Source organism: Pseudomonas sp. MPB03 (genome assembly GCF_046605385.1).
GTDB classification, from domain to species: Bacteria; Pseudomonadota; Gammaproteobacteria; order Pseudomonadales; family Pseudomonadaceae; genus Aquipseudomonas; species Aquipseudomonas zanjanensis.
On sequence record NZ_CP176770.1, the window covers coordinates 2,819,793 to 2,846,099 of the forward strand.

At 59.9% G+C, this 26,307-nt stretch carries 22 protein-coding genes and 5 pseudogenes; 16 read left to right on the plus strand and 11 right to left on the minus strand.

Annotated elements, in window-relative coordinates:
• Nucleotides 1-59: 59 nt before the first annotated feature.
• On the minus strand, nucleotides 60-965 hold the full coding sequence (locus ACLH0I_RS12675; protein ID WP_411387238.1) for a LysR family transcriptional regulator: 906 nt from the start codon (nucleotides 963-965) through the stop codon (nucleotides 60-62).
• Between the two features lie 87 nt (nucleotides 966-1,052).
• Between ACLH0I_RS12675 and ACLH0I_RS12680 the strand changes: the two genes are divergently transcribed.
• Genes ACLH0I_RS12680 through ACLH0I_RS12690 form a run of 3 tightly spaced genes read left to right on the plus strand, consistent with a single transcriptional unit; the run spans nucleotide 1,053 to nucleotide 3,290 of the window.
• A complete protein-coding gene (locus ACLH0I_RS12680; protein ID WP_250961483.1) occupies nucleotides 1,053-2,183 on the plus strand; it encodes an alanine racemase in 1,131 nt (376 codons plus the stop codon).
• A gap of 48 nt (nucleotides 2,184-2,231) precedes the next feature.
• Nucleotides 2,232-2,603 (plus strand): RidA family protein, encoded by a 372-nt coding sequence (locus ACLH0I_RS12685; protein WP_250961482.1) that lies wholly within the window; start codon nucleotides 2,232-2,234, stop codon nucleotides 2,601-2,603.
• A 24-nt stretch (nucleotides 2,604-2,627) separates the two neighbouring features.
• Nucleotides 2,628-3,290: an HAD family hydrolase gene (locus ACLH0I_RS12690; RefSeq protein ID WP_250961481.1), complete on the plus strand. Its 663-nt coding sequence runs from the start codon at nucleotides 2,628-2,630 to the stop codon at nucleotides 3,288-3,290.
• A gap of 235 nt (nucleotides 3,291-3,525) precedes the next feature.
• Here ACLH0I_RS12690 and ACLH0I_RS12695 read toward each other — a convergent pair whose 3' ends face one another.
• The 3 genes and pseudogenes from ACLH0I_RS12695 to ACLH0I_RS12705 form a co-directional block, all read right to left on the minus strand.
• The gene (locus ACLH0I_RS12695; protein ID WP_250961480.1) at nucleotides 3,526-4,248 is read right to left on the minus strand and encodes a hypothetical protein; all 723 of its coding nucleotides are present in this window, start codon (nucleotides 4,246-4,248) and stop codon (nucleotides 3,526-3,528) included.
• A 238-nt stretch (nucleotides 4,249-4,486) separates the two neighbouring features.
• Nucleotides 4,487-4,603: pseudogene (locus ACLH0I_RS12700) on the minus strand (IS3 family transposase); the annotation flags it as partial.
• A gap of 98 nt (nucleotides 4,604-4,701) precedes the next feature.
• Nucleotides 4,702-4,891 (minus strand): annotated as a pseudogene (locus ACLH0I_RS12705) (EamA family transporter); the annotation flags it as partial.
• Between the two features lie 319 nt (nucleotides 4,892-5,210).
• Here ACLH0I_RS12705 and ACLH0I_RS12710 point away from each other — a divergent pair.
• The gene (locus tag ACLH0I_RS12710; protein ID WP_250961479.1) at nucleotides 5,211-5,987 is read left to right on the plus strand and encodes an EAL domain-containing protein; all 777 of its coding nucleotides are present in this window, start codon (nucleotides 5,211-5,213) and stop codon (nucleotides 5,985-5,987) included.
• Between the two features lie 88 nt (nucleotides 5,988-6,075).
• On the opposite strand, the gene ACLH0I_RS12715 is transcribed toward ACLH0I_RS12710, so the two are convergent.
• Both ACLH0I_RS12715 and ACLH0I_RS12720 read right to left on the minus strand, forming a co-directional pair.
• Nucleotides 6,076-6,480: a hypothetical protein gene (locus ACLH0I_RS12715; protein WP_250961478.1), complete on the minus strand. Its 405-nt coding sequence runs from the start codon at nucleotides 6,478-6,480 to the stop codon at nucleotides 6,076-6,078.
• A 172-nt stretch (nucleotides 6,481-6,652) separates the two neighbouring features.
• Complete coding sequence (locus tag ACLH0I_RS12720) at nucleotides 6,653-7,633, minus strand: cupin domain-containing protein (protein WP_411387239.1); 981 nt, start codon at nucleotides 7,631-7,633, stop codon at nucleotides 6,653-6,655.
• Between the two features lie 102 nt (nucleotides 7,634-7,735).
• Between ACLH0I_RS12720 and ACLH0I_RS12725 the strand changes: the two genes are divergently transcribed.
• Together ACLH0I_RS12725 and ACLH0I_RS12730 are read left to right on the plus strand one after the other, a co-directional pair.
• Nucleotides 7,736-8,986 (plus strand): MFS transporter, encoded by a 1,251-nt coding sequence (locus ACLH0I_RS12725; protein ID WP_411387240.1) that lies wholly within the window; start codon nucleotides 7,736-7,738, stop codon nucleotides 8,984-8,986.
• Between the two features lie 594 nt (nucleotides 8,987-9,580).
• Nucleotides 9,581-10,852 (plus strand): OmpP1/FadL family transporter, encoded by a 1,272-nt coding sequence (locus ACLH0I_RS12730; RefSeq protein ID WP_411387241.1) that lies wholly within the window; start codon nucleotides 9,581-9,583, stop codon nucleotides 10,850-10,852.
• Between the two features lie 68 nt (nucleotides 10,853-10,920).
• Here ACLH0I_RS12730 and ACLH0I_RS12735 read toward each other — a convergent pair whose 3' ends face one another.
• On the minus strand, nucleotides 10,921-11,943 hold the full coding sequence (locus tag ACLH0I_RS12735) for an AraC family transcriptional regulator (RefSeq protein ID WP_411387242.1): 1,023 nt from the start codon (nucleotides 11,941-11,943) through the stop codon (nucleotides 10,921-10,923).
• Nucleotides 11,944-12,086: 143 nt separating this feature from the next.
• On the opposite strand from ACLH0I_RS12735, the gene ACLH0I_RS12740 reads away from it, so the two are divergent.
• From ACLH0I_RS12740 to ACLH0I_RS12760, 5 genes and pseudogenes are all read left to right on the plus strand, one after another.
• Nucleotides 12,087-12,986: a fatty acid desaturase family protein gene (locus tag ACLH0I_RS12740; protein WP_411387243.1), complete on the plus strand. Its 900-nt coding sequence runs from the start codon at nucleotides 12,087-12,089 to the stop codon at nucleotides 12,984-12,986.
• 279 nt (nucleotides 12,987-13,265) lie between these two features.
• Entirely contained in the window at nucleotides 13,266-14,363 is a 1,098-nt protein-coding gene (locus ACLH0I_RS12745; protein WP_411387244.1) for an ABC transporter substrate-binding protein, read from the plus strand.
• A gap of 1,289 nt (nucleotides 14,364-15,652) precedes the next feature.
• Nucleotides 15,653-16,702, plus strand: a pseudogene (locus ACLH0I_RS12750) (sensor histidine kinase); the annotation flags it as partial.
• 213 nt (nucleotides 16,703-16,915) lie between these two features.
• Nucleotides 16,916-17,251, plus strand: a pseudogene (locus tag ACLH0I_RS12755) (response regulator transcription factor); the annotation flags it as partial.
• Between the two features lie 519 nt (nucleotides 17,252-17,770).
• Nucleotides 17,771-18,163, plus strand: a pseudogene (locus ACLH0I_RS12760) (ATP-binding protein); the annotation flags it as partial.
• Nucleotides 18,164-18,168: 5 nt separating this feature from the next.
• Here ACLH0I_RS12760 and ACLH0I_RS12765 read toward each other — a convergent pair.
• The 3 genes from ACLH0I_RS12765 to ACLH0I_RS12775 all read right to left on the minus strand — a co-directional run bounded on the left by ACLH0I_RS12765 (nucleotide 18,169) and on the right by ACLH0I_RS12775 (nucleotide 20,942).
• Nucleotides 18,169-19,224 carry a DUF2955 domain-containing protein gene (locus tag ACLH0I_RS12765; protein WP_411387245.1) on the minus strand — a complete coding sequence of 352 codons (1,056 nt, stop codon included), beginning with the start codon at nucleotides 19,222-19,224 and terminating at the stop codon, nucleotides 18,169-18,171.
• The gene (locus ACLH0I_RS12770; RefSeq protein WP_411387246.1) at nucleotides 19,214-20,344 is read right to left on the minus strand and encodes an HlyD family secretion protein; all 1,131 of its coding nucleotides are present in this window, start codon (nucleotides 20,342-20,344) and stop codon (nucleotides 19,214-19,216) included. The genes ACLH0I_RS12765 and ACLH0I_RS12770 overlap by 11 nt, the downstream gene beginning before the upstream one ends.
• 73 nt (nucleotides 20,345-20,417) lie before the next feature.
• A complete protein-coding gene (locus tag ACLH0I_RS12775; protein WP_411387247.1) occupies nucleotides 20,418-20,942 on the minus strand; it encodes a transporter suffix domain-containing protein in 525 nt (174 codons plus the stop codon).
• A 202-nt stretch (nucleotides 20,943-21,144) separates the two neighbouring features.
• On the opposite strand from ACLH0I_RS12775, the gene ACLH0I_RS12780 reads away from it, so the two are divergent.
• The gene (locus ACLH0I_RS12780; RefSeq protein WP_250961468.1) at nucleotides 21,145-21,615 is read left to right on the plus strand and encodes a carboxymuconolactone decarboxylase family protein; all 471 of its coding nucleotides are present in this window, start codon (nucleotides 21,145-21,147) and stop codon (nucleotides 21,613-21,615) included.
• A 43-nt stretch (nucleotides 21,616-21,658) separates the two neighbouring features.
• Nucleotides 21,659-22,048 carry a MerR family transcriptional regulator gene (locus ACLH0I_RS12785; protein ID WP_411387248.1) on the plus strand — a complete coding sequence of 130 codons (390 nt, stop codon included), beginning with the start codon at nucleotides 21,659-21,661 and terminating at the stop codon, nucleotides 22,046-22,048.
• A gap of 12 nt (nucleotides 22,049-22,060) precedes the next feature.
• Here the strand turns inward: ACLH0I_RS12785 and ACLH0I_RS12790 are convergent, their stop codons facing one another.
• Nucleotides 22,061-22,954 (minus strand): LysR family transcriptional regulator, encoded by an 894-nt coding sequence (locus ACLH0I_RS12790; RefSeq protein ID WP_186706239.1) that lies wholly within the window; start codon nucleotides 22,952-22,954, stop codon nucleotides 22,061-22,063.
• A 95-nt stretch (nucleotides 22,955-23,049) separates the two neighbouring features.
• Between ACLH0I_RS12790 and ACLH0I_RS12795 the strand changes: the two genes are divergently transcribed.
• From ACLH0I_RS12795 to ACLH0I_RS12805, 3 genes are all read left to right on the plus strand, one after another.
• Nucleotides 23,050-24,216, plus strand: coding sequence for an MFS transporter (locus tag ACLH0I_RS12795; protein ID WP_207962718.1), 1,167 nt, complete (start codon nucleotides 23,050-23,052; stop codon nucleotides 24,214-24,216).
• An 85-nt stretch (nucleotides 24,217-24,301) separates the two neighbouring features.
• Entirely contained in the window at nucleotides 24,302-24,931 is a 630-nt protein-coding gene (locus tag ACLH0I_RS12800) for a LysE family translocator (RefSeq protein WP_411387249.1), read from the plus strand.
• Nucleotides 24,932-25,301: 370 nt separating this feature from the next.
• Nucleotides 25,302-26,306, plus strand: coding sequence for an ArsJ-associated glyceraldehyde-3-phosphate dehydrogenase (locus ACLH0I_RS12805; protein WP_411387250.1), 1,005 nt, complete (start codon nucleotides 25,302-25,304; stop codon nucleotides 26,304-26,306).
• The last annotated feature ends 1 nt before the right edge of the window (nucleotide 26,307 follow it).

Here is a 26,307-nt window from a genome sequence, read left to right on the forward strand (position 1 = left end):
CTGGTCAGCATTGGTTAAAACAAGATTCTTCAAAGGGCCTTTTTCGAATAGAACAAGATCTATTGCCGCCAGAGCGGCTGTGGCCGGAATTGATCCTGGAGGAAGCGCAAAAATTTGAGCGTTCTCGCGGGCAAGCCTTCGCGTTGATGTGTCAGCGCAACAATATTGGCTTCTGGCAGTTTCCAACCAGGCAGTAGTCGTACCAACGTTCCCTCCGCCAGAGCGTCGGCAACGTCCCATTCAGAACGCAGGATGATGCCGTTCCCTTCGCAAGCCCATTGCCGAATAACACTTCCATCGTTACAGCTCAACGCTGGGCGGATTCGCACATTGTGTGTTTTTCCCGCACGGGTGAAATGCCAGAGCGTGACGTCTTCGTTGTTTTCCCGCAATGCAATGCACGGCAGGGTAGCCAGCTGGTCGGGGTGTTCCGGCAGACCGTGCTGTTCAATGAAGTCGGGTGAGGCACATACGTAGCGACGGTTGGGTGCAATGGAATGGCCCACCAGGTTGGAGGTGCGCAGTTCCCCAATATGGATAACGACATCAAACCGGTCAGTCGCTTCGACCATAGGCTGTTCGGACAGACTCAATTGAATCTCTACGTCTGGATGCAGGCGCTGGAAAGCTGCCACCGCGGGGGCCACGTGCAGTCGTCCAAACCCGAACGGTGCATTGATTTTCAACGTGCCGACGAAGCCGCTGCGCCGCTCTTGCAAACCAGCCAACAGGGAATCGAACTGCTCGACCAGGTCAGCCCCACGCAGGCATAGGAACTCGCCCTCATCGGTAAAGCGCAGTTGCCGGGCTGACCGATCCAGCAATCGAATCGACAGTTTTTTCTCCATTTGCTGAAGTCGTTGGGTCACCGCCGAAGGCGTCAGGCCCAGCTTGCGTGACGCAGCCAACAAACTCTCGCTTTCCCGGATGACCAAGAGAAAACGGATATCAAACGTCTCGTTCATTAAGAATCACTGAATATTAGAATAAGTATTATTAAATTTTAATCTGAAACTGGAGGCTTAGAATAGCGCCATTCCAGGAGACCACACATGTCAGCATTCACTCATATCGAAACCCCCGCCTTATTGCTGGATCGCGATCGACTCGATGCCAACATCCAACGGATGCGCAATAAGCTGGCCGCATTCAACGTGATATTGCGGCCACATGTGAAGACCAACAAATCGTTGGAAGTCACCGAGCGATTGTTTGCAGGCGGGCGCGGCCCTATCACTGTTTCAACGTTGCGGGAGGCAGATTTCTTTTTCGAGGCCGGGTTTACCGACATCTTGTACGGCGTTGGCATTGCGCCTAACAAGTTCGCTCATGCCGCTGCATTGATCGGCAAAGGCGTACAGCTCAAGGTGGTACTCGACAATCTGGACACCGCCAGGTTACTGGCCGAGTTCGCCAAAACGTCGGGTCATGTCTTTGATGTTCTGCTGGAAATCGATTGCGACGGTCACCGTTCCGGTCTCGACCCGCAATCACCGCTGTTGGTGGAAATTGCGCAGTTGTTGAGCGCCAGAGGCGTCAGGGTCAGCGGCCTGATGACCCACGCCGGCAAGTCCTACGACAGCCAGTCGATTGCGGAAATTGAAGCCAGCGCCCGGCAGGAACGCGCGGCGATTATCGAGGCCAGCCAACTGCTGGCAAGTGCAGGTTTCAACCTGTCGATCATCAGTGTCGGCTCGACACCCACGGCACTTTTTACTGAGAACTTATCAGGGGTGACAGAAGTACGTGCGGGTGTGTTCGCCTTCTTCGATCTGGTCATGGCGGGCTTGGGCGTTTGTCAGGTGCAAGATATTGCCGTCTCGGTTTTGACCACTGTCATTGGTCATCAAATAGAGAAAGGCTGGATCATTACGGATGCGGGATGGATGGCGCTTTCTCGTGATCGTGGTACCGCTAAACAAGCGGTCGATCAGGGCTATGGCATCGTGTGTGACGCCGCGGGCCTGCCCATTGGCGATCTGATCGTCAGCGCCACCAATCAGGAGCACGGAATCATTTCATCCCGGGCCGGGAAGCTTGAAGCCTCGAACTTGCTGCCCTTGGGCACGCTGCTGCGGATCCTGCCGAATCACGCCTGTGCCACCTCGGCGCAGCACGCGGGTTATCACGTTCTCAGCGAGGGGCGCGGGGTGGGTTATTGGCCACGCATCGCGGGTTGGTAATTAATTCGTTCAACAGAACACACAACTTTGAACGATCAAGGGGGGCAAATGAACTTGATCACAGCAGAGAAACTGCCAGTGCCCGGTGGGCATTATTCACACGGTGCCATGGCAGGAAAACTTCTATTTATTTCCGGCCAGTTGCCGTTTCCACCTGATGCACAAGAATTCCCCGATGGAATAGAAGCCCAGGCTATTCAGGCAATGGCAAATGTCGAAGCGGTGCTTCAGGCAGCGGGTGCTTCACTTAGTCACTTGGTCAGCGTGCAAATATACATCGTTGATGTTGCTGACTGGCCGACTGTGAACCTCGCGTATGCAACGCTAATGGGGCCGCACCGTCCCGCAAGGGTGATCATTCCGTGTGGTCCACTCCATCACGGGGCCTTGGTGGAAATATCCGCAGTGGCTGAAATTTGAATACTTTCAAGAAGGGCACTCGTCATGAATTCGATTGAAAACAATCTTCAGCAAACTCCTGTGAAGCTCGTGCTGTTCGATTTGCTCACCGCTCTGCTGGACTCATGGACGCTATGGAACTGCGTGGCAGGTTCCGATGAAATAGGGCGCACCTGGCGTATGGCTTATTTGAAGGCGACCTATGGCTGTGGTGCCTACCGACCTTATGAAACATTGGTCGAGGAGGCTGCGATCAGTGTGGGACTGGGCAAGGAAGCCGCGCAAAATCTGGAGGCGCGCTGGATGCAGTTGCAACCTTGGCCTGAGGCCAAACGCGTGCTCACCGAGTTGGCGCCGCACTACAAACTCGGGGTGGTCACCAACTGTTCGGAGCGGTTGGGGCATATCGCAGCGGATCTTCTAGGCGTGCCATTTGACGTCATTGTCACTTCTGAACAGGCCGGCTTCTACAAGCCCGATGCGCGACCCTACAGGCTCGCCCTGCAAATAGCGGGCGTCGAGCCCGCTCACGCCATATTCGTAGCGGGCTCAGCTTACGATCTGTTTGGCACGCAGAAAGTCGGCTTGCCAACTTTCTGGCACAACAGGATAGGGCTCGATGCGCCCGCAGGTGCGCCTGATCCATTAATCATGCGTCCGACACTCGATAGCCTGGTTGAGGATATTAAAAACCTGGGCGGTGAATAAACGGGGTATTGCTTATTACCGTCATTCTTTAAATCAGTCCCGGTAGAGGCGGTGCTTACAATGGCGCCTCCGCTGGATAGCACTTTCAACATGCCGCGAACAAGCGGCCCGTAGCTTCAATTATTCCTGTCTCTCACTTCAAAACAAATTCTTCCATCAAAGGAAGGTGTATGTAATGGGTGCTGCGGTCCGAGGACCTCGCTGTGAAGTAGCGTGAGTTCCAAGAGCTTGCCAGTCAAACCGTCACGTCGACCTTATTGGCGCCTACGGGCATCTGGGTAACTGTTTCATGCGTCATCCGCTCGCCCTTGCTCCACAACTGGGAGGAGAAGAAGCCGTTCAGGGTATCTGCGTTTGGGGTTGTCCCTTTTTTAAGGAATAGGGCACCCAGATCGATGGTGTTCGCGAAGTTGTCCTTGTTCAGAATGTACCCACCCGTAAAGTTGCCACCCCACGTAGCGTCGGCGGCCACCAGGGCGATGGAGGCGTCGCGGTAGTTGCTCGCTGCCGCTTTCAATTCACTGGACTCATTCAGCAGCTCGTTCAGACGATCCATGTCGGAAGCGCTGAGCTGGCGTGAACTGTCGAGGACCTTGAGGCTGCCATCCGCTTCGATGGTGAAGCCAAATTTCTTGTCGGCGAGATCCGGATCGGTGTAAGCCAACGCTGATTGGAACGCTTCGAAAGAGCGTTTCAGCGATTGATGGGCGCTTTTGTGCCCCTCGGCAATTTGCGGGTAATCCGGCGACTGGGTGCGCGCGATCATGCTCTCGATCGATTCCGTTTCCGGGCTCGGCGCGGGCGCTTCATTGATTGGATGGTAAATTGCCGCCGGATTGATGTTGACCGTGGTTTTCAGCAAGTCTTCATTGAGGGTCTTGGTGGTCAATGGCTGGCTGGTTTGGCTCAGCTGAGCGGGTGATGGCCGGATAAATACAGAATTGATTGAAAGGGTCATGTCGTCATTCCTTGAACGTCTGAATTAGCAGGGTATCGACGGCCTATGAAAAAGCATGAGGGTGGAAGGGAAGGTCCAGCGGGATTGCATACGTGAAACTTTTTTTTAAACGGTCAGCTCCAGCGTTTTTTTGCAAGTGCACCGAGAAGCGGCCGGGGATCTCCAGACGATTGATACCGCCGACCCGCACATTGATTATTCGGGTTCAGCTCCGCCGACACCGGACTGAGTAGCTTCCTCGCATCCTGAACCGACCCAGTTGCTCACCGTCTTCACGCATGATCGACAAGATGCTGCGGCTGCCTGCAGCACTGCGACTTTCTGTGAACAATTCATTGACCCGACTGCGCAGCCGGGGCGGCATTGATTGTGCCAGGGGACTTACGATAGAGGCCGACTGCCAATCCCAAAATGATGATCGCAATTGAAATCAAGTTCGGTATCGAGATGTGGTACGCCAAGTATCGCGTGCTCCCCTTGCTGGATAGAAATGATGCCTCCCAACCCAACCAATGCCAGCAGCGCACCGAGAAGCTGAGCACCGCGAAGCTTCTCTTTGAACAGTAACGCCCCAACCCATGGTGAAGAACACGCTGAGCTGGATGATCAGCGAAGCAATACCGGGGCTGACGCCGACCTGAATGGCTTGGTCAGCCTGCTGCTGCCAGGCGCAGCCGCACCGGACCCCGTTAGCGCATTCACGATGCTGTTATCGGGGGTGGCATGAGGGATCTACTCACTGCTTGGCAAAACTGTCGCCGATCCGCTGGCCACCACAACCGGCAACTTCTTGCGCTCGATTCCCCTGGTCCTGATAGCAAGCGTGCCGTTTCTCTCAGCGCTGCGTTGGGATTCGCTGGGGATACTTTATACGGTTCTTTCCGGCGCGCCGACTCAGGTGGTGTCGGCTACAGTTCCTGGTAACCGCAGGAATGTATCTTGACCGCCACGGAATATTGCTCATGACGAAAAGCCCTCCGTTCCAATCGCTCGGCTGCGCCGAATGCCGCAACCATGAGGCGCTGGGGTTCGATTTCACCATGGCCTTCCAGCCTATTTTCAATGTCCGGACACACGCTGCGTTTGCTTATGAAGCGTTGGTCAGAGGCGTCAATGGTGAATCGGCTGGCTACATCCTGGGGCTCGTGAACGACAGCAACCGCTACCGATTCGACCAGGCTTGTCGGGTGAAAGCCATCGAGGAAGCCGCAAGGCTGGGCCTGCTGGACATTCCCGATTGCTTGCTGAGCATTAACTTCCTCCCGAACGCCGTATACCGGCCGGAGACGTGCATCCGGGCTACCCTGGAAGCGGCGCGCCTGGCCCATTTCCCGCCAGAAAGACTCATGTTCGAAGTGACCGAAGGCGAGAAGGTGGTCGATCCTGATCACCTCAAATCGATTTTCGTGGAGTACGAACGCCAGGGTTTCACTACCGCCATCGACGATTTTGGCGCGGGGTATTCGGGCCTTAACCTGCTGGCCATGTTCCAGCCGCAGGTGCTGAAGATTGACATGGCACTGACCCGAAGCATTGATCGAGACTTGGCCAAGCAAGCGATCGTCGAAGGCATCATCCTGGTCGCCAGGCGCTTGGATATCCTGGTCATCGCCGAAGGTGTCGAGACCCGTGAAGAAAGCTCGACGCTTCTAGGCATGGGGATCGAGCTGATGCAGGGATATTTGTATGCAAGACCCGAGGTCGGTCATCTTCCGGCGGGATGCTTTGACTTGGGTTGATGTGTCAAAGCCCTCCAGCGGCCAGCATTCTGGAGTCGCTCGTTGCAGTTGAATCGAAAGCACCCTCCGGCCGCGGTCCGAAGAAGCTTTACAGCGTGATACTGGTGGCGGGGTAGAACAGAATGTTGAATACGAAGAGGATCATCCAGAAACCAATTTCCAGTGTTTCGGTAATAGGCTGGATCTTTTTTATTGCGCCGTAGACATGCACGAAAAACATCAGTGTGAAGACCACGAAAAGAATATCGAAGGCATAACTGAAACTGGTACCGGTGGTGGCCGAACGCAACATTGCTATTTCAACGACTAGAATGAACGCGCCGAGGCAACGGCCGAAATAGATAGCCAGGTGTTCGTGTTCGGGGACGGTCCAGCGCATGAGCCGGGCCCATTGGAGCGGGGCGAGGAAGATGGGTAAGGCAAAGAACAGCGTGGTCACGATCATCAGGGTGGTGATGTATTCCTTGCTGTATGGCGCATAGTAGCCAAGCATTTAACAACTCCTTGTTTTATGGGGGCATCTAGGCACCCCTGCAGTAATTTTTATTGTTGTTGTGACTGGCTTGTTTTGCGGCGGGAAGTATTGCGAGGGCTGAGCAACAGCGTCAATGGTACGATAGCGCCTACTACCAAAGGCGCTGAGGGATGTAATACCACTCACACCCTTAGTTCCGATGCGGGGAAACAGCGGACTGCCTCGACTGACGACTCAATCCAGGCGTCTTGCCCGTAATGCGCTTGAATGCGCGACTGAAAGCGGCCTGGGAGGTATAGCCCAAGCGCTGCGCCACCTCTTCAATCGGCAGCCTTTCGAGCGTCAGCCACTGGCTCGCCAGCCGCATTCGCAGCTCGGTCACGTAGCGCAACGGGGCCATGCCAATCGTCATCTGGAAACGGTCAGCGAAGACTGAGCGAGAGGTATTGCATTGCTCCGCCAGCTGCGCAACGGTCCAGTCGCGCCCCGGTTGTTGATGGAGCGCGAGGAGTGCATTGGCCAAGCGTGGATCGCGCAATGCGGCGACCAGGCCAGAGGCATTACCGCAGGCGCACTCCACCCAACCGCGAACGACCATGGCGGCCACCACGTCGGCCAATCGCGCAAGTATGCCCGCGAAGCCGATACGTGCGGTGCTGACCTCGCGTTCCATGGTGGTCAGGATAGGCACCAGCCCGGGGTAACGCTGGCCGCCGGCATCGATCAGCATCAGGCCCGGCATTAGCCTGCCAAGGCCATGGATGCTGCCCAGTTCAAATTCCATGCAGCCACTGAACAAAACGGTGGGCGGCGTGGGGCTGGCATCGGTTCCGGCATCTACCGCGCTCACGGTATCGCCGAGGGGGGCGCCGTCCAGACGGTCGATGTCTTGAACAGGAACATCCGGATGGGAAAGCAATTGATGGGCTGCACCCTGGGAGATGAATACGGCGTTTCCAGCAGACAGTGCATAGGTTGCCCCGTCTTCCATCCGCAGCACCGCATTGCCGACCGCCAGGAAGTGGAACCAGGCATGCCCGGGTTTGGCAGCGAAGCCCAGGCCGAAGGTTGGACCGGCTTGAATACGCCGGTATTCGACGCCACGCAGGCGCATGCCGCGCAACAGCTCATTGATGAGTTCCGAGGAAAGGGCAAACTGATCGGTAGGCATTATTCAGGTGTTTCAGTCAAAAAATAGAGGTTCTTGATCATAGATCATCCAGATTTGCACGCCTAGACTGCGGGTCGCAATGAGGATTGGGAGACCCGAGTAATGACTGACTGTGTTTGTAATGCCGTATCCGATAGCCATCTCGGCGCCGGGGCGGATGTTGAACCTGCGACACCCGCATGGATGGCCGTATTTTCGTTGGCAATGGGCGTGTTTGGATTGCTGACCGCCGAGTACCTTCCGGCCAGCCTGTTGACGCCCATGGCGACCGACCTGGGGGTGTCCGAAGCGTTGGCTGGCCAGGCGGTAACGGTCACTGCCGTGGTCGCACTGTTCGCTGGCCTGCTGGTGCCAGGCCTGACCCGCGGTATCGATCGCCGCTGGGTGCTGCTGGGTTTTTCCACGTTGATGATCGCCTCCAATCTACTGGTCGCCGTTTCCTCCAGTCTCGCGGTGCTGCTGGTCATGCGTATCTTGCTGGGTATCGCCCTAGGCGGGTTCTGGAGCATGGCGGCAGCGGTGGCGATGCGCTTGGTGCCGGGTGCTTTGTTGCCCCGGGCGCTCTCGATCATTTTCAGCGGCATTGCCGTCGGGACGGTGGTTGCGGTCCCGCTGGGCAGCTACCTGGGCGGGCTATACGGCTGGCGTAGCGCGTTCTTTGCAGCGGCGGCAGTCGGCGTGGTGACCCTGGCTTTCCAGTCGTTCACGCTGCCGCGCCTTGCGCCGCGCCGGCCGGCACGCCTGCGCACTGTACTGCAAGTGCTGCAGCGCCCGGGCATCGCCATGGGCATGTTCGGTTGTGTGCTGGTGCACAGCGGCCACTTCGCGATGTTCACCTATGTCCGGCCGTTCCTCGAAGGGACCACTGGCATCGGCCCGCAAGGGTTGTCGCTGATGCTGCTGGGTTTCGGTGTGGCGAACTTTGGCGGCACGTTGTTAACCGGATGGCTGCTTGAGCGCCGCCCGCTGGCCACCCTGGTGTTGATGCCGACGTTGGTGGGCGTTGCAGCACTGGCGCTGGTTTTGTTGCCGGCCTCGGTGCCGGGGCAGGCGGTGCTGTTGGCGATCTGGGGCTTGGCCTTTGGTGGTGTGCCGGTGGCATGGTCGAACTGGGTCGCCAGCGCGGTACCCGATCAGGCGGAAAGCGCCGGTGGCATGGTGGTGGCATCTGTACAGTCGGCCATCGCAACAGGCGCCGCTGCTGGCGGTGCGATGTTCAGCCTCGGCGGCAGCGTCGGCGTATTCGTGGCGGCGGCTGTACTGATGCTGTTGGCCGCGTTGCTGATTGCGTTGCGGGTCCGGGTTCCTTCTGCCCATGGCAATGCCCAGGCCAGGCCCGCGCTGCACCTCTGATCCTGCTTCTCAGCCACGCCGATTTCTGAGAAGCGGTGTGATAACGGCGACCTAGTTATCCAAGAAATCCGTGAGTATGTCTGTGGATAACCGCGCTGATGCCAGGCAGGCAGCGCGTTTTGACGGGCGCTCAAAAAATGTACAGGCAGTTTGATGTCACCTTCCGCCGTGGGCGATTGGGTTTAAACAGGGCGCTGAAAACCAGGACCACCTTGTATGCGTGTTCAAGGGCGCCGCCTTCGCTTTCAGTGCTGTCTTGAGTCGTCAACGCTTCTGAATTGCCTCCGAACCCCTTCTGCGCAGCCCTATTCCGATAAACGCGTACCCTGCCGGCGCAATGCCGCATCAGCCCCTTTATTTGTCCGGGTTGTGACTATTGACACAAATGGTCACATGAATAAGTATGACGCGTCTGTCTCGAGAGATCGCCATGAACCAGCGCCGCGGCAGGCTTCCGGTTTTTCCAGGGCAGGCCTCTACGGGGGTCACTGTCAGCCCGTTCAGGGAGCGTTGATATGACCAGCTTTGCCCAGTTGCTGCAGCAATTCTTCACGAGCTCCATCCACCTCAGCTGCTGTTTCAAGAGTTCTAATAATGAAAAAAATAATGCTCAAGACCCCACTGGGCCTCGCCGCTCTGCTCGCAACTTCTCATGTGCTTGCAAGCGGATTCGCTCTTAATGAACAAAGCATCAGCGGGATGGGATCGGGGTTTGCCGGTCGTTCGTCCTCTGCTGAAGATGCGAGCACCGTTTTCGGCAATCCGGCAGGCATGTCTCGATTGAAGAGAGAGGAGGTGAGCGTTGGCGCGGCGATGCTTTTCGCGAAGTCCGACATAAGCCAAACCAGCAGCACTTTCGGTGGCCAAGAGGACGGCGATATGGTGCCAGTGACCACGGTGCCAATGGGTTACTACGTCAAGCCCATTGATGAGCACTGGGCGTTCGGTGTTGGTTTTTATGTTCCTTTCGGCCTGATGACCGATTATGGCAGCGGTTTTGCCGGGCGTTATTACGCCAACAAAAGCGAGGTCACGACCCTTACGTTCCAGCCCACTGTCAGCTATGCCTTTAACGACAAAGTCTCGATTGGCTTCGGTCCCACCCTCAACCGCATCAGCGGTGAAATATCGGGAATGGTGCCCAATCCCCTGAGCCCTGGTCGTAACGATGGAAAACTCAAAAGCACTGGCGACGACACGGCCCTCGGTTTCAACGCCGGGATCCTGGTGCAGGCTACCGACCGAACCCGTTTGGGGATGACCTACCATTCCAAGGTCAGTTACCACTTGGACGCCAAGACCAAGGTCACCGATGGAATTTTCAGCTTGCTGGGTGTCAGTGGCGAAAGCTATGACGCGTCGCTGGATGTGGATACCCCGGAATCGGTGGACTTCTCGGTGACTCATCAGCTCAACGCTGATTGGACCCTGTATGCGGGGAGCACCTGGACGCGTTGGAGTCGCTTCAAGGAACTGACCATCGAGAACTCGGGATTGCCTCCTTTGCTCAGCGGCTCGCTCGGCACCATTACCGAAGAGCAGAATTGGCACGATACCTGGGCTCACGCCATCGGTGCGGCGTATCGGTTGAACAACCAATGGGTGCTTCGCGCAGGTTTGTCGGTCGACCAGTCGCCCGCCAATAACACCAATCGCGGACCGCGTATCCCCACGGGTGACCGCACGGTGATCAGCTTCGGTGCTGGCTGGACACCGGTGGAAGATGTCACGGTCGACGTCGCTTATTCTTATCTGCGGGAGGAGAGCGTGCAGGTCAACCACACCTCAGCGACCCGGGGTGCCTACCGTTCCAAGTATCAGAACAGCGCCAATGGCCTGGGTGCTTCGGTCAGCTACCGCTTCTGATGGACTGCCGCGTTACGGGAACTGAACGACTGGGTGGCACCTGTTGCCTCCCGGTCTTTTAGGCGCGCTCACCGCGTTGAGACTTTCCGATACGCGTTCGGCGACTGTCCAAACCAGCGCCGGAACGCACGCGCGAAGGCTGTAGCATCCGCGTAGCCAAGCTGAAACGCTAGGTCCTCCAGCTTCATCTCGGTATTTTCCAACAGTTGCCCGGCGAGTTGTTTACGCTCCGCCTCGACGAGTTTGCGCAAAGTAGTGCCTTCCTCTGTCAGCCTGCGATGCAGGCTGCGCGGCGCCATCGCCAGCTGATTGGCAACCTCTTCAAGGGAAGCCGCCAGTCCCGTTGCCCCCAACAGAAGTTGTCGGACCTGGCCGGTGACGCCGCCGACTTGCCGTCTCTCCAGTTGCGCGCGGCACTGCTCTTCCAATAACCGGACCAGATGTGCGTCGTACATCGGCAGCGGCAACTCCGCATCTTGCCGACGCAGCACGATGGCGTTGCGCGAACAGCCATAGTGCGGCGCGATGCCGCTCAGTGCTTCGATTCGGTCCGCGTGCGCCGGCGGGCTGCCTTGAAATTCGAGCCGTAGCAGGCGCAATCCCGACAACGCGAGCTCGTCGAACAGGCGAATGCTGGTCGCCATGTCTCGTTCCAGCAGGAATTGCCGCAGGTGGTGCGGGATCGCTGAGGCGTCGACGCTCGTGCCGTACTCATGCTGATCGCAGAATATCTCCAACCGGCAATACGCCGTGCTCAGCGGCAGGTAGCGCAGGGCGCACTGAACGGCCTCGCGCACATTGCGGCTGGTTCGCAGCGCAAACCCCCAAAGGCCGAAAGTCGCCACGTTGTATCGCAGGCCAAGCTCGAAGCCCAACGCGGGAACGTCCGGCAAAGCCAGCATCAGGTTTTCGATCAGGCGCATCTCCTGCTCGCGTGCGATCAGGGCGTCCGCGTCCCGCAGCTGCGCTTCGATGATGCCGGTGCCCAGCAGGCAGGTCTGCGCATCGACGCCATAGCGCGCAGCAAAATTCACCATCACCTGACTGATGGCCACGGGGTGCTTGAAGATCGCGTGCTTTGGTATGCCCATGCCGAAAACTTCTAAGACAACGGTGTGATACGGCCTGGCCAGAAATGCATGGCAATAGGCGTCCCAGGTCCTACTAAGGGTACATGACTACCGACTAAGGTTGCGCAACCCACCAACAATAAGAACGTCCCGGGAGGACGACCATGGATCAGGATCTCGACGCGCTGAATAAAAAGGCCGTGGCCACGGCACGCGAATACACCACTGAACTGGCCTGGCCGACGATGGCACTGGTGCTACTGGTGTGGGCATCGCTTATCGGCGATTTTTATCTGTTCGCGACAGGCCAGTTGTCCCTGCCAACTGCAACACTGGTCTATGCCGTTGTCACCTACATGTCCTATACACCCCTGCATGAGGCCGTGCACGGCAATATTCACGGTGCTCATCATCGACTGCAGTGGCTCAATGATCTTTGTGGGTACCTGGTCGCGCCTTTGATGATGGTGCCGTTCTCTACTCACAAGGTCGAGCATTTCACCCACCATCGTTTCACCAACCAGCCGGACAAGGATCCGGACTACGTCGTTAATGGCATGAGCGGTGGATTTCTCGCGTTCCTGGCGTGCGGATTTCGTTTCCTGTGGGTCCAGAACACCTTCTTGTTCCGCGACTATTGGCCGACCGCTCCACGGCGGGTGAAGGCAACCTACATTGCAGAGGTGCTGTTCGCGATCGGCTGGCGTGCCGCGCTCATTGCGCTCATTGAGCGAGAACATACCTGGGTGCTGCTGGTGTTCGGCTACTTGGCCGGTGGGTACTTCGTCGCGTACTGGTTCGCCTATCGCCCCCACGTGCCCTACCAGGAGTCCACGCGTTACCGGAACACCAACAGCCTGATCATGCCCGGCTGGATCAAACCGTTGGAGTGGTTCTGGCTCGGCCAGAACCTGCACTCCGTGCATCACCTGTTCCCACGGGTGCCGTTCTATCGCTACCACGCATTGCATCGCCGTATCGAGCCGATCATGCGTGCTCACGGTACACCGATGATCGGCGCCTTCAGTCGACGCAATGTCGACGCTGCTCGACGTCCGGAGTAACAAGGGTTGCGAAACATTCTTCGCCACTGCGTGGCGGGATGGTGGTAAGGCAATTGCTCCGCGTGGAGCCGGTTGAGATGGGAATCCCCGGTGCCGCCGCCACTGTGAGCTTATGGATCGCTCAGTTGGCTGAAATTCTCCATGGCCGCGCGGAGCGGGCATGTTGAGACTATGCTCATTGCCACTGCAGCAATGTACTGGTTTCAATTGTCGGCCGCCCAAGAAAGGAGTCTGTATGTGTCTGTTTTTTCCTGCTCGGTTCTCTTCGGGAGTGGCCGAATGAGCGGCTTGGTATCCCAAATCGTGTGGCGCCTCGCCGGCTGCGTGGCCGGGCTGGCGATGGTTGCCACCCCTCCAGCCCAAGCGGCCGAGGGCGGTATCGCCGGCGGCCCGACCGCAAGCTATAGCATTGCCTTCAGCAACTCCTACGCGGGAAGCGATTTCCGCAAAGTCATGGTGCGCAACTGGCAGGAGATCGCGGCCCAGGCGCAGAAGGATGGCTTGATCCGGGAGGCTCCGGTGGTCAGCGCCAATAACTCCGCATCGGAACAAGCGGCCCATATCCAGGACTTGATCGTCAAGGGCACCAACGCCATCGTTATCCTGGCCGCGTCCGACACGGCCCTCAATGGGGTGATCCGCGACGCGTGCAACGCCGGCATCGTAGTGGTCGTGATGGCCAGCCTGGTCACCGAAAGCTGTGTCTATACCGTGGACTACAACTGGTCTGCCATGGGCCGCGTGGAAATCGATTACATCGCCGAGCGCCTCAAGGGGAACGGAACGCTGTTGGAGATTCGCGGCATTGCCGGCGATGCCACCGATAAGAATATCAGCGACGGCATTCGCAAGGCCGCTGGCGACTACCCAGGCCTGAAATTCGCCAAGACGGTGTACGGGAACTGGACGGCTTCCGTGGCACGCAAGGAGGTGGCGCTGGCGCTGCCGTCGCTGCCCGGCATTGATGCCGTCGCGACTCAAGGGGGCGACGGTTATGGCGCGGCCATGGCGTTCAAGGCGGCGGGGCGTCCATTGCCGATCATCGTGATGGGGAACCGCCAGGATGAACTCGCCCTGTGGAAACAGGAACGCGATGCCAATGGTTACGAGACCGTCTCTGTCTCCGCTTCTCCGAGCGTTTCCCAGGTGGGTTTCTGGGTGGCCCAGCAGATCCTGGCGGGCAAGCAGGTGCCTAAGTTCGTCGAGGTGCCGTTGGTGCGTATCGATGGGAAAGACCTGGACGCCTGGCTCGCCACGATGCCGGTGGGCGGCGCCGCCAATCCTTTCTACAGCCAGGCTTCCGTCGCGGCAATGATCGACGCGGCCATCAACAATAAGGCGTCGCCCACGCCTTTGCCGGAAGTTACCAAACAGTAGTGGCGCGCGGGAAGCGGGGAGGGGCCATGGTGACATTCCAACTCGCCACAGACAGGCCCATTGCCGTCAGGATTGGCCTGGCGGTCGCCGCGCTGGTGTTCCTGATGCTGGCGGTGTCGCTGGTGAACCTCTACGGCCTGCGCGGCATGGTACGTGCGGTGGATTCCGCCAGCCATTCCGCGGAAATCCTGGCCTCGGTCAACGGGGCCACCGGACGGGTGGAAAACTTCATTGCCACCCGCGACCAGGAAAGCCTGTCCCAGGCCGAAGGCATGGTGGCGGCGGCTATCGCCGGTCTTTCCGCCATTCCGGTGGCCGAGGCGCAATCGCTCAAGGGCAGTCTGGAACGGCTCGCCGCGGCGATCGCCACCTTGCGGGCGGCGAGCCTGGCCATGGAGGGTGAGACGGAAAACATGACAGCCCACTACGGCCGGATGCGAGAGGCGACACTCTTGGTCGAACAGGGCATCGCCGATGGGTTGAAGGGAGTCGAGTCCCGCGCCGTTGAGCACGCGGCGCAGGCGGGCAATATTGAAAGTGCCCATCGCATCCTGGACACCCTGCGCAACGGCGAACGGATCATCACCGCCAATGTGGCCAGGGTGCTGGTGACCGGTGACGGGGCGGCCGCCACTGCGGCGCGCAGTGCCGGCGCGGCACTCCAGCCCGTGGTCGAACAACTGCGCGAACTGATGGGGGCGCCACAGGAGCGAGAGACCCTGGATCAGTTGGCGACGGCGCTCGCTGCTGCCAGCCGGGCGGTCGAGCATCTTGGCGAAGCGCCCAAGCTCCAGGGGGACGAGGCTTTGCGGCATCTCGCTGTCGTCGGGGATGTGGTTGAGCGCCTCGAGACAATGCTGGCTGACGTGGAGGGGCAGGTCGCCCATGACGCAAGCGACATTCAGGCAGCCACCGGTTTGCTGCACAATGCCGCCGCGTTGTCCAAGCGTTTCGCCGAGCGTGTCGCCACCCTGGAGGCGCAGACCTTGTCGTTCCGCCTGTCACCGTCGGCCGAGATCGCCAGTTCGGTCGGCGCCATTCTGGACGAGCTTTCCCGCCTCTCTCGGGTTCTCCCTTCGTCCGTGGGGCTGCAGGCCAAGGCTACGCCCCTGACGGTCAGCGATCAGATTGCCGGTTACCGGGCGGCATTCGCCAGGTTCCATCAGGCGAGCAATGCCCTGGGCGGCGCGCGCGATCAGGTTCGCAACGAGGCACGGAGCGCCGGCCTGTTGGTGGCGCGCTTCGCAGGCCAAGCGCGCTCCGACGCCGTGATCCACAATGATCGCAGCATGCTTGCGACGATACTTGCGGGCACCGTCGCCATTCTGCTGGCCGGCGCCATCGCCTGGAGCACGTCGCGATTTGTCGCGCAGCCCATCGTGGCCCTGGCCTCGGTCATGCGCCGGCTTGCCGCCGGTGACCTGAACGCCGAGATCGCCAGCGCCGGACGCGGCGACGAGATTGGCATCATGACCCGCGCCGTACGGGTGTTCCAGGAGAATGCCCTGCGCATTCGCGTGCTGGAGGCCGAGGCCGAGGCCGAACGACAGCAAGTCCAGGCCTCTTTGGAAAGAATGGTCGCCGAACGGACCGACACGCTGCACCAACAAACCGAAGTGCTGGAGGCGCAAGCCGTCGAACTCATTCAGGCGCGCAACCAGGCCGAGACCGCTAACCAGGCAAAGAGCGATTTCGTCGCCACGGTCAGCCACGAACTGCGCACTCCGCTGACCCTCATTCTCGCCCCGCTGGAGCAGCTTTCGGCAGCGACCACCCCGCCAGTGGACTGGCGGGTGCAAATCGAACGCGCCCAACGCAATGCGCTGCGCTTGATGAACCGGGTGAATGACATCCTCGATTTCTCCAAGGCCGAAGCGGGCAAGTTTGAACTGTGTCCAACGCCCATTGACTTGAACACGGTGGTGGGTGTGCTGGCCGAGGATGCCGCCATGGTGGCCGAGGGCAAGGGCTGCACGTTGACCGCCAGCATCGATCCCGCGCTCGGCACGGTGTTCCTGGATCCCCGACACTTCGAGAAGATTCTGCTCAACCTGGTCAGCAATGCCATCAAGTTCACGCCCGCCGGCGGCACCGTGCACCTGGCCGTGACGCCAATGGATGGCGAGCGATTCGAACTCGCGGTGCAAGACTCGGGGATTGGCATTGCGCCCGACAAACTGCCGCTGCTGTTCCAGCGGTTTTCCCAGATCGACAATTCCGCCACGCGCCATTACAGCGGCACAGGCATTGGCCTGGCCCTGGTCAAGGACCTGGCCGAACTGATGGGGGGCGAAGTCGGCGTCAACAGCGAGCCCGGACGAGGTTCGCGTTTCTTTGTCCGGCTGCCGCTGGGGGCTGAGCAACACACTGTGCCGACCGAAGCCAGCCATATGCACGAGCGATCGTCGCCAAGCACAACCAGCACAATAGAGCAGCGCCACCTGCGCTTTGACGACGGCCGCCAGGGCAGTCGCAACGACCGGGCATCGACGCCAGGCACAGACGACGAGCAGCATCCGGAACATGCCTTGCGATCCAAAGTACTGGTGGTCGACGACAGCCCGGAAATGCTCAGCTATCTCAGCGAACTGTTGCACGACGACTATACGGTCGCCACCGCAACGGATGGAGAGCAGGCCTGGGCACTGCTGCAGCTTCGAGCCATCGATGTCGTGGTTTCGGACGTGATGATGCCGAAGCTTGACGGCTTTGGCCTGACAGCACGGATCAAGGCCAGCGCCGGTTTTGCCCATTTACCCGTGATCCTGGTGACCGCCCGCGGTGGTAGCGAGGCGTGCGTCTCCGGGCTGGAGAGTGGCGCCGATGACTACATCGCCAAACCCTTTTCGCCGCTGGAGCTCAAGGCCCGTGTGCGCGCGGCGCTACGCATGAGCCAGGTGCAAACCGAACTGCATGCAAAATCCCGCCAGGCGGGCATGGCTGAAATCGCCACGACTGTGCTGCACAACGTCGGCAATGTCCTCAACAGCGTGAACGTATCGGCAGAACTGGTCAGCAGTCAGATGCGCTCCTCCAAGGCCCAGGGGCTGGGCAAGGTGGCTCAATTGATGAGCGAACACGTCCATGACCTGAGCGATTTTCTCACCAACGACCACAAGGGAAAGATGCTGCCCGATTACCTGCTCAAGCTGGCAAAGGTGGTGACGGAAGAGCAAGAGGGCATCATCGAAGAGCTCGGGCAACTCACCAAGGGCATTGACCACATCAAAACCATTGTCGCGGCCCAGCAGTCCTATGCCGTCGCCGTCAGTATTGTCGAGACAGTGCCAGTCGCAGCGCTGATCGACGATGCCTTGCGCATGAGTGCGGGACTACTGGCGCGCCGGGAGGTGACGGTGGTCAAGGACCTTGCCGACTTGCCCCTGCTGCCGTTGGACCGGCATCGGGTGCTGCTGATTCTGGTGAACCTGATCAACAATGCCAAGCAGGCGTTGGACAGCGTGGTCGATCGCAGCCCATGCGTCACGTTCAGCGCGTTCCTCGCTGACGGAGCATTGCGCATCACGGTGGCCGACAACGGCAATGGGATTGAGCCTGAGCACCTCAAGCGTATTTTTTCCCATGGCTTCACGACTCGCAAAGACGGTCACGGTTTCGGCCTGCACAGCTGCGCGCTGGCCGCGCAGGAAATGGGTGGCAGCTTGACCGTGCACAGCGACGGGGCCGGACAGGGCGCAACCTTTACCCTCGATATTCCTCTTGATGCTTCGCTGAGTCAGCGAAGCACACCGAACCGGCACGTCCAGCCGGTCGACGATATGTCCGCGACCCATGAGTGAAGGTTTTACCCGCCGGACCTGGTGGCTGCGATGGGCCGCTGCACGCGCGCGCTGGGCCACAGCAGCGCGGCCAGGCCAATGGCATAGATAACCGCAAACAGCACGTAGGCGATACGGGTGGAAAACAGCTGGGGCGTTTCTGTCGGCAACGGTGATACACCGAGCCCGAACAGGATGAGGAACGTCATGAGCCCTGCGCCGAATACCTTGCCAGCGGTGTTACCCACGGCGGCTTTGCCGGCAAACAGCAGGCTGACCAGCAGCAGGATCAGCGCCACCAGCCACAAGGTCGGCCGCAGTTCGAACAGCGTAAAGGCCAAGGAAGCCACGACCCCACCCAGCAGATTGACCATCACCAGCCCGAGGGCGCTGCGGCTGCTCATGTCCAGAGAGAGCTGGCTGAGCAACGAGGCCACCGTGATGGGCACGACCATCGCTGTGGCCAATCGTGGATCGCTCAGGCACAGCGCAATCATGGCCAGCAAAATCGCCGCGCTGGCCATGGCCTGGCGAATCACCAGCGTCAGCTCGCGCGGCTGAGCGCGTTGCGGGTCGGCCTGTTCACCCGCAGGGTCGGGCAGCAGCGCATGGGCGCCCCAGGTCAGTAGCAAACCCAGGCTGACCGCCTTGACCAGAACGAGCACGATGGACTCGCCCAGATCGCGCTGCACGGTATCGAGCATCGGCACCACAATGGCAATCACTAGCATCAGCGCCGGTCCCGCGCCGCCCAGTTGTCGGCCTTGGGCGGTAAAGCAGGCGAAATAAAACAGCCACAGCGACGGCAGGAGCACCCAAGGCCGCTCACCGAACATGCCGGTCATACCCACCAGCAGCGCGCCGGTCAGCAGACTCACCAGCAGCGTGATCAACCCCTGGGATAATGCGGGCGCGCGGCGGCTGGCCAAGAGGAACTGGGTGGCAAACAAGGGCGCGAGAAAGGGCAGGATGTCACCCAGGACCAGACCCGTGCACAAGCCCACGGTCGCGGCCAGGGCGACGCGCAATCCCTGGCGTTTGATCCGCAGCTGTTCCAGCGCAGCTTCTCCATCAATTGACATAGTTCAGCCAGGCGCCCAGGCGTGTCATCAATGCCCCCAGCGCGTTAGTCATGGGGTTGTCGTCGGTATAGATCACCACGGTTACCTGCGAGCCGTAACGTGGGCCGATCGGGTGCGGTTCCTCCACGATCAGGCGTACGGGAAAGCGTTGCGGGTCGCGCACCCAACCACTCTGGTTGCGCACGGAGGGCAGTGCGGCGTTGCTGCTATCTTGTTGTGCGACACCCCAGCCAACGCTTTCAACATGGCCCTTGAACACCCGGCCCGGCAAGACATCGAACACCAGTTCCGCCGGGTCGTCAGCCTGCACATGCTCCAGGCTGTTTTCCTTGAAAGCCGCAGACACCCATACCGTGCCCCTGTCGATGAAGGTCAGTGCTGGTTGGCCAGCGCTGATGACTTGGCCAATGGCGAGCTGCAGGTTGGTGATCACGCCATCGGCGGGTGCAATGACTTCGGTACGCACCAGATCGAGCCGGGCTTTTTCCAGCGCGGCCAGGGCTTGCTTGAATTGCGGGTTGTCGTTGCCTTTGGGCCCCAGTTGCTGGCGCGCCCGTTCCAGGTCGGCTTGGGCTTTGCTCACAGCCGCTTCGGCGGAGCTCAGCGAGGCTTTGGATTCATCCTGGCGGGCGGGGGCGAATACACCGCGCTCGACCAATTGATTCACCCGCCGGGCTTGCTCGCGTATGTTGTCGCGCTGCGCCCGCGCCGACACCAGCTGTGCCTGGGCGGCATCCACCGAGGCAGTACTGGCACCCAAGGTTTGGCCGGTTTCCTCCAGTCGCGCTTCAGCCTCGTTGACGACAAGCTTGTAGGGTTGCGGGTCGATACGAAACAGCACCTGGCCGGCCTTCACCCGGGCGTTGTCGAGCACCGCGATTTCTGTCACACGGCCCCCCACCTCGGCAGCCATTTCGACCACATAAGCTTGCACCACGGCTTGTGACGTCGAGGGCGTGCGTCGCTCCATGAAGATGGAGAGGGTGAACAGCACGGCGATCAGAATCGCAACGCCTAGCGCAATGCGCCGCAGTGGATTGGCTGGCCCAGGCTTTTCAGGCGGCGGTTCAGTCTGGCGTTCAGGCTCGAAGGAAACGGGCGGATTCTGTGTTCCGGGCATGTCGGTACCTGCGAGTCATGGCATTTCAAGAACAGCTGACAGAGCGCCGGGGGGAGGCGATCCGGGCGTTGGTTCAGACCGGGTCGGCGGTCGTGACCCGTGCGGTGCGGATAAACAGCGCGCGCAATTTCTCCCAGAAATTGCCACCCAGGACGAAGAAGCTGCTCACCAACAGTGCATCGCCAAGCAGTTGCAATGCCCAGCTATTGGGACGCAGGCCGGGTGCGAAAGCGTCGACATAGGGTTCGAGAAAGGAGCACACCAAGGGCAAGCAGAACATCACCAAGCCAATACGGTGGCGGGTAACGCTGACCTCCAGCTCGGCGCTGGGCACAAGGCCCGACACGTAGCCGAACACATGTTGCTTGAGCTCCTGGAAACCCGCCTTGCCCATCACCGCGATGACCAGCAGCAACAACACCTTGTTGATGATGAACAGTGCGCCGGTAATCGCCGCGATGGTGGAGCGGGGTACATCCGCAGCCGCTGCCAGCGGCACCAACAACCACAGCGAGAGCATCAGACAAAGGATGGCGATGCCTAGCTTGAAGCGCCATTTCGCGGATTTTGACGTTGCCGGGGGCTGAGCCGTGGTCATGCTGCCTTACCTTCGTCTAGAAATTATTGTGGGTAGGGTCTGGAGCAAAACTGAGCTTAGCAGCTGGACTGCTGACGCGTTCTTTTAACAACGGTCCCCTAGCACCGGGCGCTTGACTTAGAGCGCGCTCTAACCAATAGCCTCCTTGTTGCACCGCCAAAACGGCCCGTTCCGTTGTGCGGCTTAAACAAGGAGACAGGCCATGACATTTAAAAAACTTAGCGTTGCAACCGGGCTCGTGCTTTCAGCGTGCGTAACTGTAGCGCCGGCAACCGAGCCGGATAATCGACGAGCGAAGGGCACGGAGACCCTGGAAAAAATCACCGGAGCCACCGGCAACACCGTGGTGAACTCGCTGAGTGACATTTCGCCTGAGCTGGGTGAGTGGATAGTCGATTTCGCCTACGGTGATGTGTTTTCCAGGTCTGGCGTCGCGCTTTGCACACGCGAGCTGGCAACCATCTCGGCCCTCACCGCGTTGGGGAACGCGCAACCTCAACTCAAGGTGCACATAGAGGGAGCCTTGAATGTCGGTTGTCAACCTGAGGAAATCGTTGAAATCATCATCCAGATGGCGGTATATGCTGGCTTTCCAAGCGCGTTGAATGGCATTAGCGCAGCGCGGGAAGTGTTCGCCAAACGAGGCATCAAGATCGCCGCGCGTCCCCAGTGAACGGCCCCCTGCATGACCACACCGATGGCCAAGGACAGTGCTTATGAACGCCTACCAGACGATTAATCAGGTGGCCAAGCGTACCGGCCTCACGGCGTATACCCTGCGCTATTACGAACGCATAGGTCTGTTGGCACCGGTCGCCCGAGCGGCCGGCGGGCAACGGCTCTATGCACCGACGGATATGGCGTGGCTTGATTTTCTGCTGCGTCTACGCACCACTCACATGACCATCGGCAAGATGCAGATATTCGCCCAGCTGCGCAGCGCCGGGGATGCCACGGTTGCCCAACGCCGCCAGATGCTGGAAAGCCATTTGCAGGAGGTACAAGCCGAAGTGGTTGCCATGCAAAACGCCGTGGCTGCATTGCAGGTCAAGATTGATTATTACCGTGGGCTTGAAGCGGGGGAGGATGTTTCGCACCTGTTCTAGGAGGGCGGCTGTTCACATCCGATGATGCTCCAGCAGAAAGTCTACGAACACGCGTACCCGCGCCGGCATCGCCGAGCCACCGACGAACACTGCATGGATCGGCTCCCGGTCTCCGGGGTTCCATTCTTCCAGCAGCGGTATCAGGTCGCCGCGTTGCAGGTCCTCGCTCACGGTGAAATCGCCGATTCGCGCAATGCCAGCACCTACCCGGGCGAGTTGTGCCAGCGCCTCACCACTGCTGCATTCGATGTTGCCGCTGACCTTCAAGGAAAACGCTCTGCCGTCACGGGTGAACGGCCAGTTGGGTTCGGCACGCCGGAAGTTGAAGCGCAGGCAGTTGTGCCGGAGCAAGTCTTCCGGTTCCCGGGGTGTGCCATGGCGCTCTAGATACTCGGGCGAAGCCACCACCACCTGACCGGTGTCGCCGATCTTGCGCGCGGTCAGTGGGCTGTCGGGCAGATGGCCAAAGCGTACCGCCACGTCGGCTTGGCCGCCGAGAATGTCGACCACTTCATCACCGAGGGTGAGGTCGACAACGATGTTGGGGTAACGGGCGCTGAAGGCTGCCACCAGAGGAACGATGGTCTGCCGCCCATGACCCAGGGCGGCGCTGACCCGCAAACGGCCCTTGGGCACGCCCTGGTCGGCGACGGCTTCTTCGACTTCGGCCATGTCGGCGAGGATTCGCCGGGCGCCGCGCAGGTAAGCCTCGCCCTCGGCGGTGAAGGTGATCGCTCGCGTGGTGCGCAACAGCAGGCGGGTGCCAAGGCGTTGTTCGGTACGGGCGATGACGCGACTGACCGCCGACGGGGTCAGCCCCAATGCACGTGCGGCGGCCGACAAGCTGCCTTCCTGCGCCACCGTGACGAACATGGCCATTTCACCTGATCTACCGTTGAAGTCCATTTGTGCTCCTTACGCAAAGGTGATTGCCAAAAATGCCATCTACCGCCAGGGAAGGCTGGATCGTAGCATCTGCGGCATAGATGAGGAGCCTTCCAATGCGTATCAATCCACCACTTGTCGCACTCGCCATGGGTGCCTTTGGCATCGGCGTAACCGAGTTCGCCCCCATGGGCATGTTGCCGGGCATCGCTGCCGATCTCGGCGTTTCGATTCCCGCCGCGGGCCTGTTGGTCAGTGCTTACGCCCTTGGCGTATTGCTCGGCGCACCGCTGATGACCCTGACCACCGGGCGGATTCCCCGGCGTTATCTACTGATCGGACTCATGGCGATTTTCACCCTGGGTAACCTGATGTCAGCGCTGGCGACCGATTACTACAGCCTGATGGTCGCCAGGGTGGTGACCTCACTGAACCACGGTGCGTTCTTTGGCGTGGGTTCCATCGTCGCCGCCAGCGTGGTCGCCCCGGACAAGCGTGCCGGCGCGGTCGCGGCCATGTTCATGGGCCTGACCCTCGCGACCATCGGCGGCGTGCCGCTGGCCGCCTGGTTTGGCGAACTGTTCGGCTGGCGCAGCGCATTCTGGGGGATTACCGGCCTGGGTGTGGTGGCGATGGCCGCGTTGTGGTTTGCCCTGCCCAATGTGCCTGCGCCGAAAAACATCGGTGTGCTGGCTGAGATCCGCGTATTGGGCCGTGGTCCGGTGCTGGGAGCGTTGGCCCTGACCGTCGTTGGCTCAGGTGCGATGTTCACCGTCTTCACTTACATCGCCCCGATCCTGAGCAGCGAGACTCGTGCATCCACCCCTTTCATCACCGCCATGCTGGTGCTGTTCGGAGTAGGGCTGACGTTGGGCAATATGTGGGGCGGCAAGGCCGCGGATCGCTCGATAGACCGCACCTTGATCGTTTCGCTGAGCGTGCTGATTCTTGTCTTGCTGGCCTTCACCGTATTGATGCGCTGGCCGCTGCCAGCAGCGGTCGCCATCTTGATCTGGGGCATCGCCAGTTTTGCCTTGGTGCCGCCCCTGCAAATGCGCGTGATGGAAGCCGCCAAGGATGCGCCTAACCTGGCCTCGGCCGTGAATATCGGAGCCTTCAACTTAGGCAACGCGATTGGCGCGGCGCTGGGCGGCGCGGTGATCAACGCGGGGTTGGGTTATCCCGCGATTTCCCTGGCCGGAGCGGCAGTGGCCGGCCTGGGGCTGTTGATGGTGTTGGCTTTTGCCTGGCGTTCAAGGGTGGGTGCGGCTGCGGCGGTGTGATGGATACACGGAACGTTTGACCGGACTCCAAGTGGCTCATTAGAGTGGGTAGCCAGACCGGCTGCCGACTGCCATGGACATCCCAATGAGCGACTTATCCCTGCTGCTTGCCTTCATCGCCGCTGCGTCAGTGCTCACGGTGACCCCCGGCGTGGACACCGCCATGGTGCTTCGCGCTACCGCAACTGGCGGTCGACGTTCGGCGGCGATGGCTTCCCTCGGTATCGTGCTCGGCTGCCTGGTGTGGGGCGCCGCGGTGTCACTGGGGCTCGGGGCCCTGTTGCACGCTTCGGAGTGGGCTTACCTTGCGCTGAAAATTGTCGGTGCAGCTTATCTCCTCTGGTTGGGCGTCAAACTGCTGCTGCGGCCCAGGACAGCACTGCAAGGGCAGGGGAGCGAGAGCGTGGCCGCGTCTGCGCGTGACGCCTTTATCCGCGGTTTATTGACGAACCTGCTGAACCCCAAGATAGGTGTCTTCTACATCACGTTCCTGCCTCAGTTTGTCCCGAGTGGCGCGAGCGTGGCCAGTTACTCCTTCTTCCTTGCGGCGTTACATGTGCTGTTGACGTTGGCCTGGTTCGGCATTCTGGTGGCGGCGACGGTGCCACTGAGCAATTTCCTGAAACGCCCGGCGGCCCTGAAGGCCCTTGATCGGCTCACGGGCGGTGTTTTTGTCGCGTTTGGGCTCAAGCTGGCTGTTTCCAATCCGGCTTGAGCCGAATGCCGTACTGACAGTAGATGTCGCTCGGCTGCACTGTAGGAGCTGTCGAGCGAAGCGAGGCTGCGATCTTTCCCCAGACATTTGAATCTCAAGCGAAAGATCAAAAGATCGCAGCCTTCGGCAGCTCCTACAGTGCAACCCAGCGGGAGCAAGCTCCCTCGCCACAGGGCCTACCCCGAGCTCTTCGAGGCGGTGCAGCGCGGGCAGGCGTTCACCGACCCGAAGCATTTCGTGGACGCACAGCCATGTGCTCTGCAAACTAGGTCGCTTGGTATCGCCTCCGAACGATAGGCCGAAAGTGGCAATGGCCACGCCAACCCGAGCCAGGCACCCCCCGCGGACAACAGAGACAGAGCACAACAACATGACTATCAAAGTAGGCATCAATGGTTTTGGTCGGATCGGTCGCCTCGCTCTGCGAGCAGCGTGGAGCTGGCCAGAGTTTGAATTTGTGCAGATCAACGATCCAGCGGGCGACGCGGCGACCCATGCGCACCTGATCAACTTCGATTCGGTGCATGGCCGTTGGAACAATGAAGCCAGCGCCGAAGACGACAGCGTCGTTATCGACAATAAGCGGATCAAGGTCACGGCCAACAAAGCGATCGCCGACACCGATTGGTCAGGCTGCGACCTGGTGATCGAGGCCAGCGGCAAGATGAAAACCGTGGCCGTGTTGCAGGCCTACCTGGATCAAGGCGTCAAGCGGGTAGTGGTCTGCGCGCCGGTGAAGGAGAGCGGTGCGTTGAACGTGGTCATGGGCGTCAACCAGCACCTGTTCGACCCTGCGTTGCACCGCATCGTCACCGCGGCTTCGTGCACCACCAACTGCCTGGCGCCCGTGGTGAAAGTCATCCATGAAAAGCTCGGCATTCGCCACGGCTCGATTACCACCATCCATGACCTGACCAACACCCAGAGCATCCTCGATCAGCCGCACAAGGATCTGCGTCGTGCCCGTGCTTCGGGGATGAGCCTGATTCCCACCAGCACCGGCTCGGCCACGGCCATCGCCGAGATCTTCCCGGAGCTGCGTGGACGCCTGAACGGTCACGCCGTGCGCGTGCCGCTGGCCAACGCTTCGCTGACCGACTGTGTTTTTGAAGTCGAGCGGGCCACCACTGTCGAAGAAGTTAATCAATTCCTCAAGAACGCTTCCGAGAACGAACTGAAAGATATCCTCGGTTTCGAAGAGCGCCCCCTGGTATCCATCGACTACCGCACCGACCCGCGCTCATCGATCATCGATGCGCTGTCGACCATGGTCATCAATGACACCCAGGTCAAACTCTATGCCTGGTACGACAACGAATGGGGTTATGCCAACCGCACCGTCGAGCTGGCCAGGCTGGTCGGTCTGGCAAACTAAG

Bases quoted from the DNA above. Each gene is read 5' to 3' on its own strand.
- ACLH0I_RS12730 (WP_411387241.1), top strand. From the start codon at position 9,581: ATGAAAAAAATAATGCTCAAGACCCCACTGGGCCTCGCCGCTCTGCTC.
- ACLH0I_RS12725 (WP_411387240.1), top strand. From the start codon at position 7,736: ATGACTGACTGTGTTTGTAATGCCGTATCCGATAGCCATCTCGGCGCC.
- ACLH0I_RS12740 (WP_411387243.1), top strand. From the start codon at position 12,087: ATGGATCAGGATCTCGACGCGCTGAATAAAAAGGCCGTGGCCACGGCA.
- ACLH0I_RS12765 (WP_411387245.1), bottom strand. From the start codon at position 19,224: ATGTCAATTGATGGAGAAGCTGCGCTGGAACAGCTGCGGATCAAACGC.
- ACLH0I_RS12715 (WP_250961478.1), bottom strand. From the start codon at position 6,480: ATGCTTGGCTACTATGCGCCATACAGCAAGGAATACATCACCACCCTG.
- ACLH0I_RS12770 (WP_411387246.1), bottom strand. From the start codon at position 20,344: ATGCCCGGAACACAGAATCCGCCCGTTTCCTTCGAGCCTGAACGCCAG.
- ACLH0I_RS12735 (WP_411387242.1), bottom strand. From the start codon at position 11,943: ATGGGCATACCAAAGCACGCGATCTTCAAGCACCCCGTGGCCATCAGT.
- ACLH0I_RS12775 (WP_411387247.1), bottom strand. From the start codon at position 20,942: ATGACCACGGCTCAGCCCCCGGCAACGTCAAAATCCGCGAAATGGCGC.
- ACLH0I_RS12690 (WP_250961481.1), top strand. From the start codon at position 2,628: ATGAATTCGATTGAAAACAATCTTCAGCAAACTCCTGTGAAGCTCGTG.
- ACLH0I_RS12720 (WP_411387239.1), bottom strand. From the start codon at position 7,633: ATGCCTACCGATCAGTTTGCCCTTTCCTCGGAACTCATCAATGAGCTG.
- ACLH0I_RS12710 (WP_250961479.1), top strand. From the start codon at position 5,211: ATGACGAAAAGCCCTCCGTTCCAATCGCTCGGCTGCGCCGAATGCCGC.
- ACLH0I_RS12745 (WP_411387244.1), top strand. From the start codon at position 13,266: ATGAGCGGCTTGGTATCCCAAATCGTGTGGCGCCTCGCCGGCTGCGTG.
- ACLH0I_RS12680 (WP_250961483.1), top strand. From the start codon at position 1,053: ATGTCAGCATTCACTCATATCGAAACCCCCGCCTTATTGCTGGATCGC.
- ACLH0I_RS12780 (WP_250961468.1), top strand. From the start codon at position 21,145: ATGACATTTAAAAAACTTAGCGTTGCAACCGGGCTCGTGCTTTCAGCG.
- ACLH0I_RS12675 (WP_411387238.1), bottom strand. From the start codon at position 965: ATGAACGAGACGTTTGATATCCGTTTTCTCTTGGTCATCCGGGAAAGC.
- ACLH0I_RS12795 (WP_207962718.1), top strand. From the start codon at position 23,050: ATGCGTATCAATCCACCACTTGTCGCACTCGCCATGGGTGCCTTTGGC.
- ACLH0I_RS12790 (WP_186706239.1), bottom strand. From the start codon at position 22,954: ATGGACTTCAACGGTAGATCAGGTGAAATGGCCATGTTCGTCACGGTG.
- ACLH0I_RS12695 (WP_250961480.1), bottom strand. From the start codon at position 4,248: ATGACCCTTTCAATCAATTCTGTATTTATCCGGCCATCACCCGCTCAG.
- ACLH0I_RS12785 (WP_411387248.1), top strand. From the start codon at position 21,659: ATGAACGCCTACCAGACGATTAATCAGGTGGCCAAGCGTACCGGCCTC.
- ACLH0I_RS12800 (WP_411387249.1), top strand. From the start codon at position 24,302: ATGAGCGACTTATCCCTGCTGCTTGCCTTCATCGCCGCTGCGTCAGTG.
- ACLH0I_RS12805 (WP_411387250.1), top strand. From the start codon at position 25,302: ATGACTATCAAAGTAGGCATCAATGGTTTTGGTCGGATCGGTCGCCTC.
- ACLH0I_RS12685 (WP_250961482.1), top strand. From the start codon at position 2,232: ATGAACTTGATCACAGCAGAGAAACTGCCAGTGCCCGGTGGGCATTAT.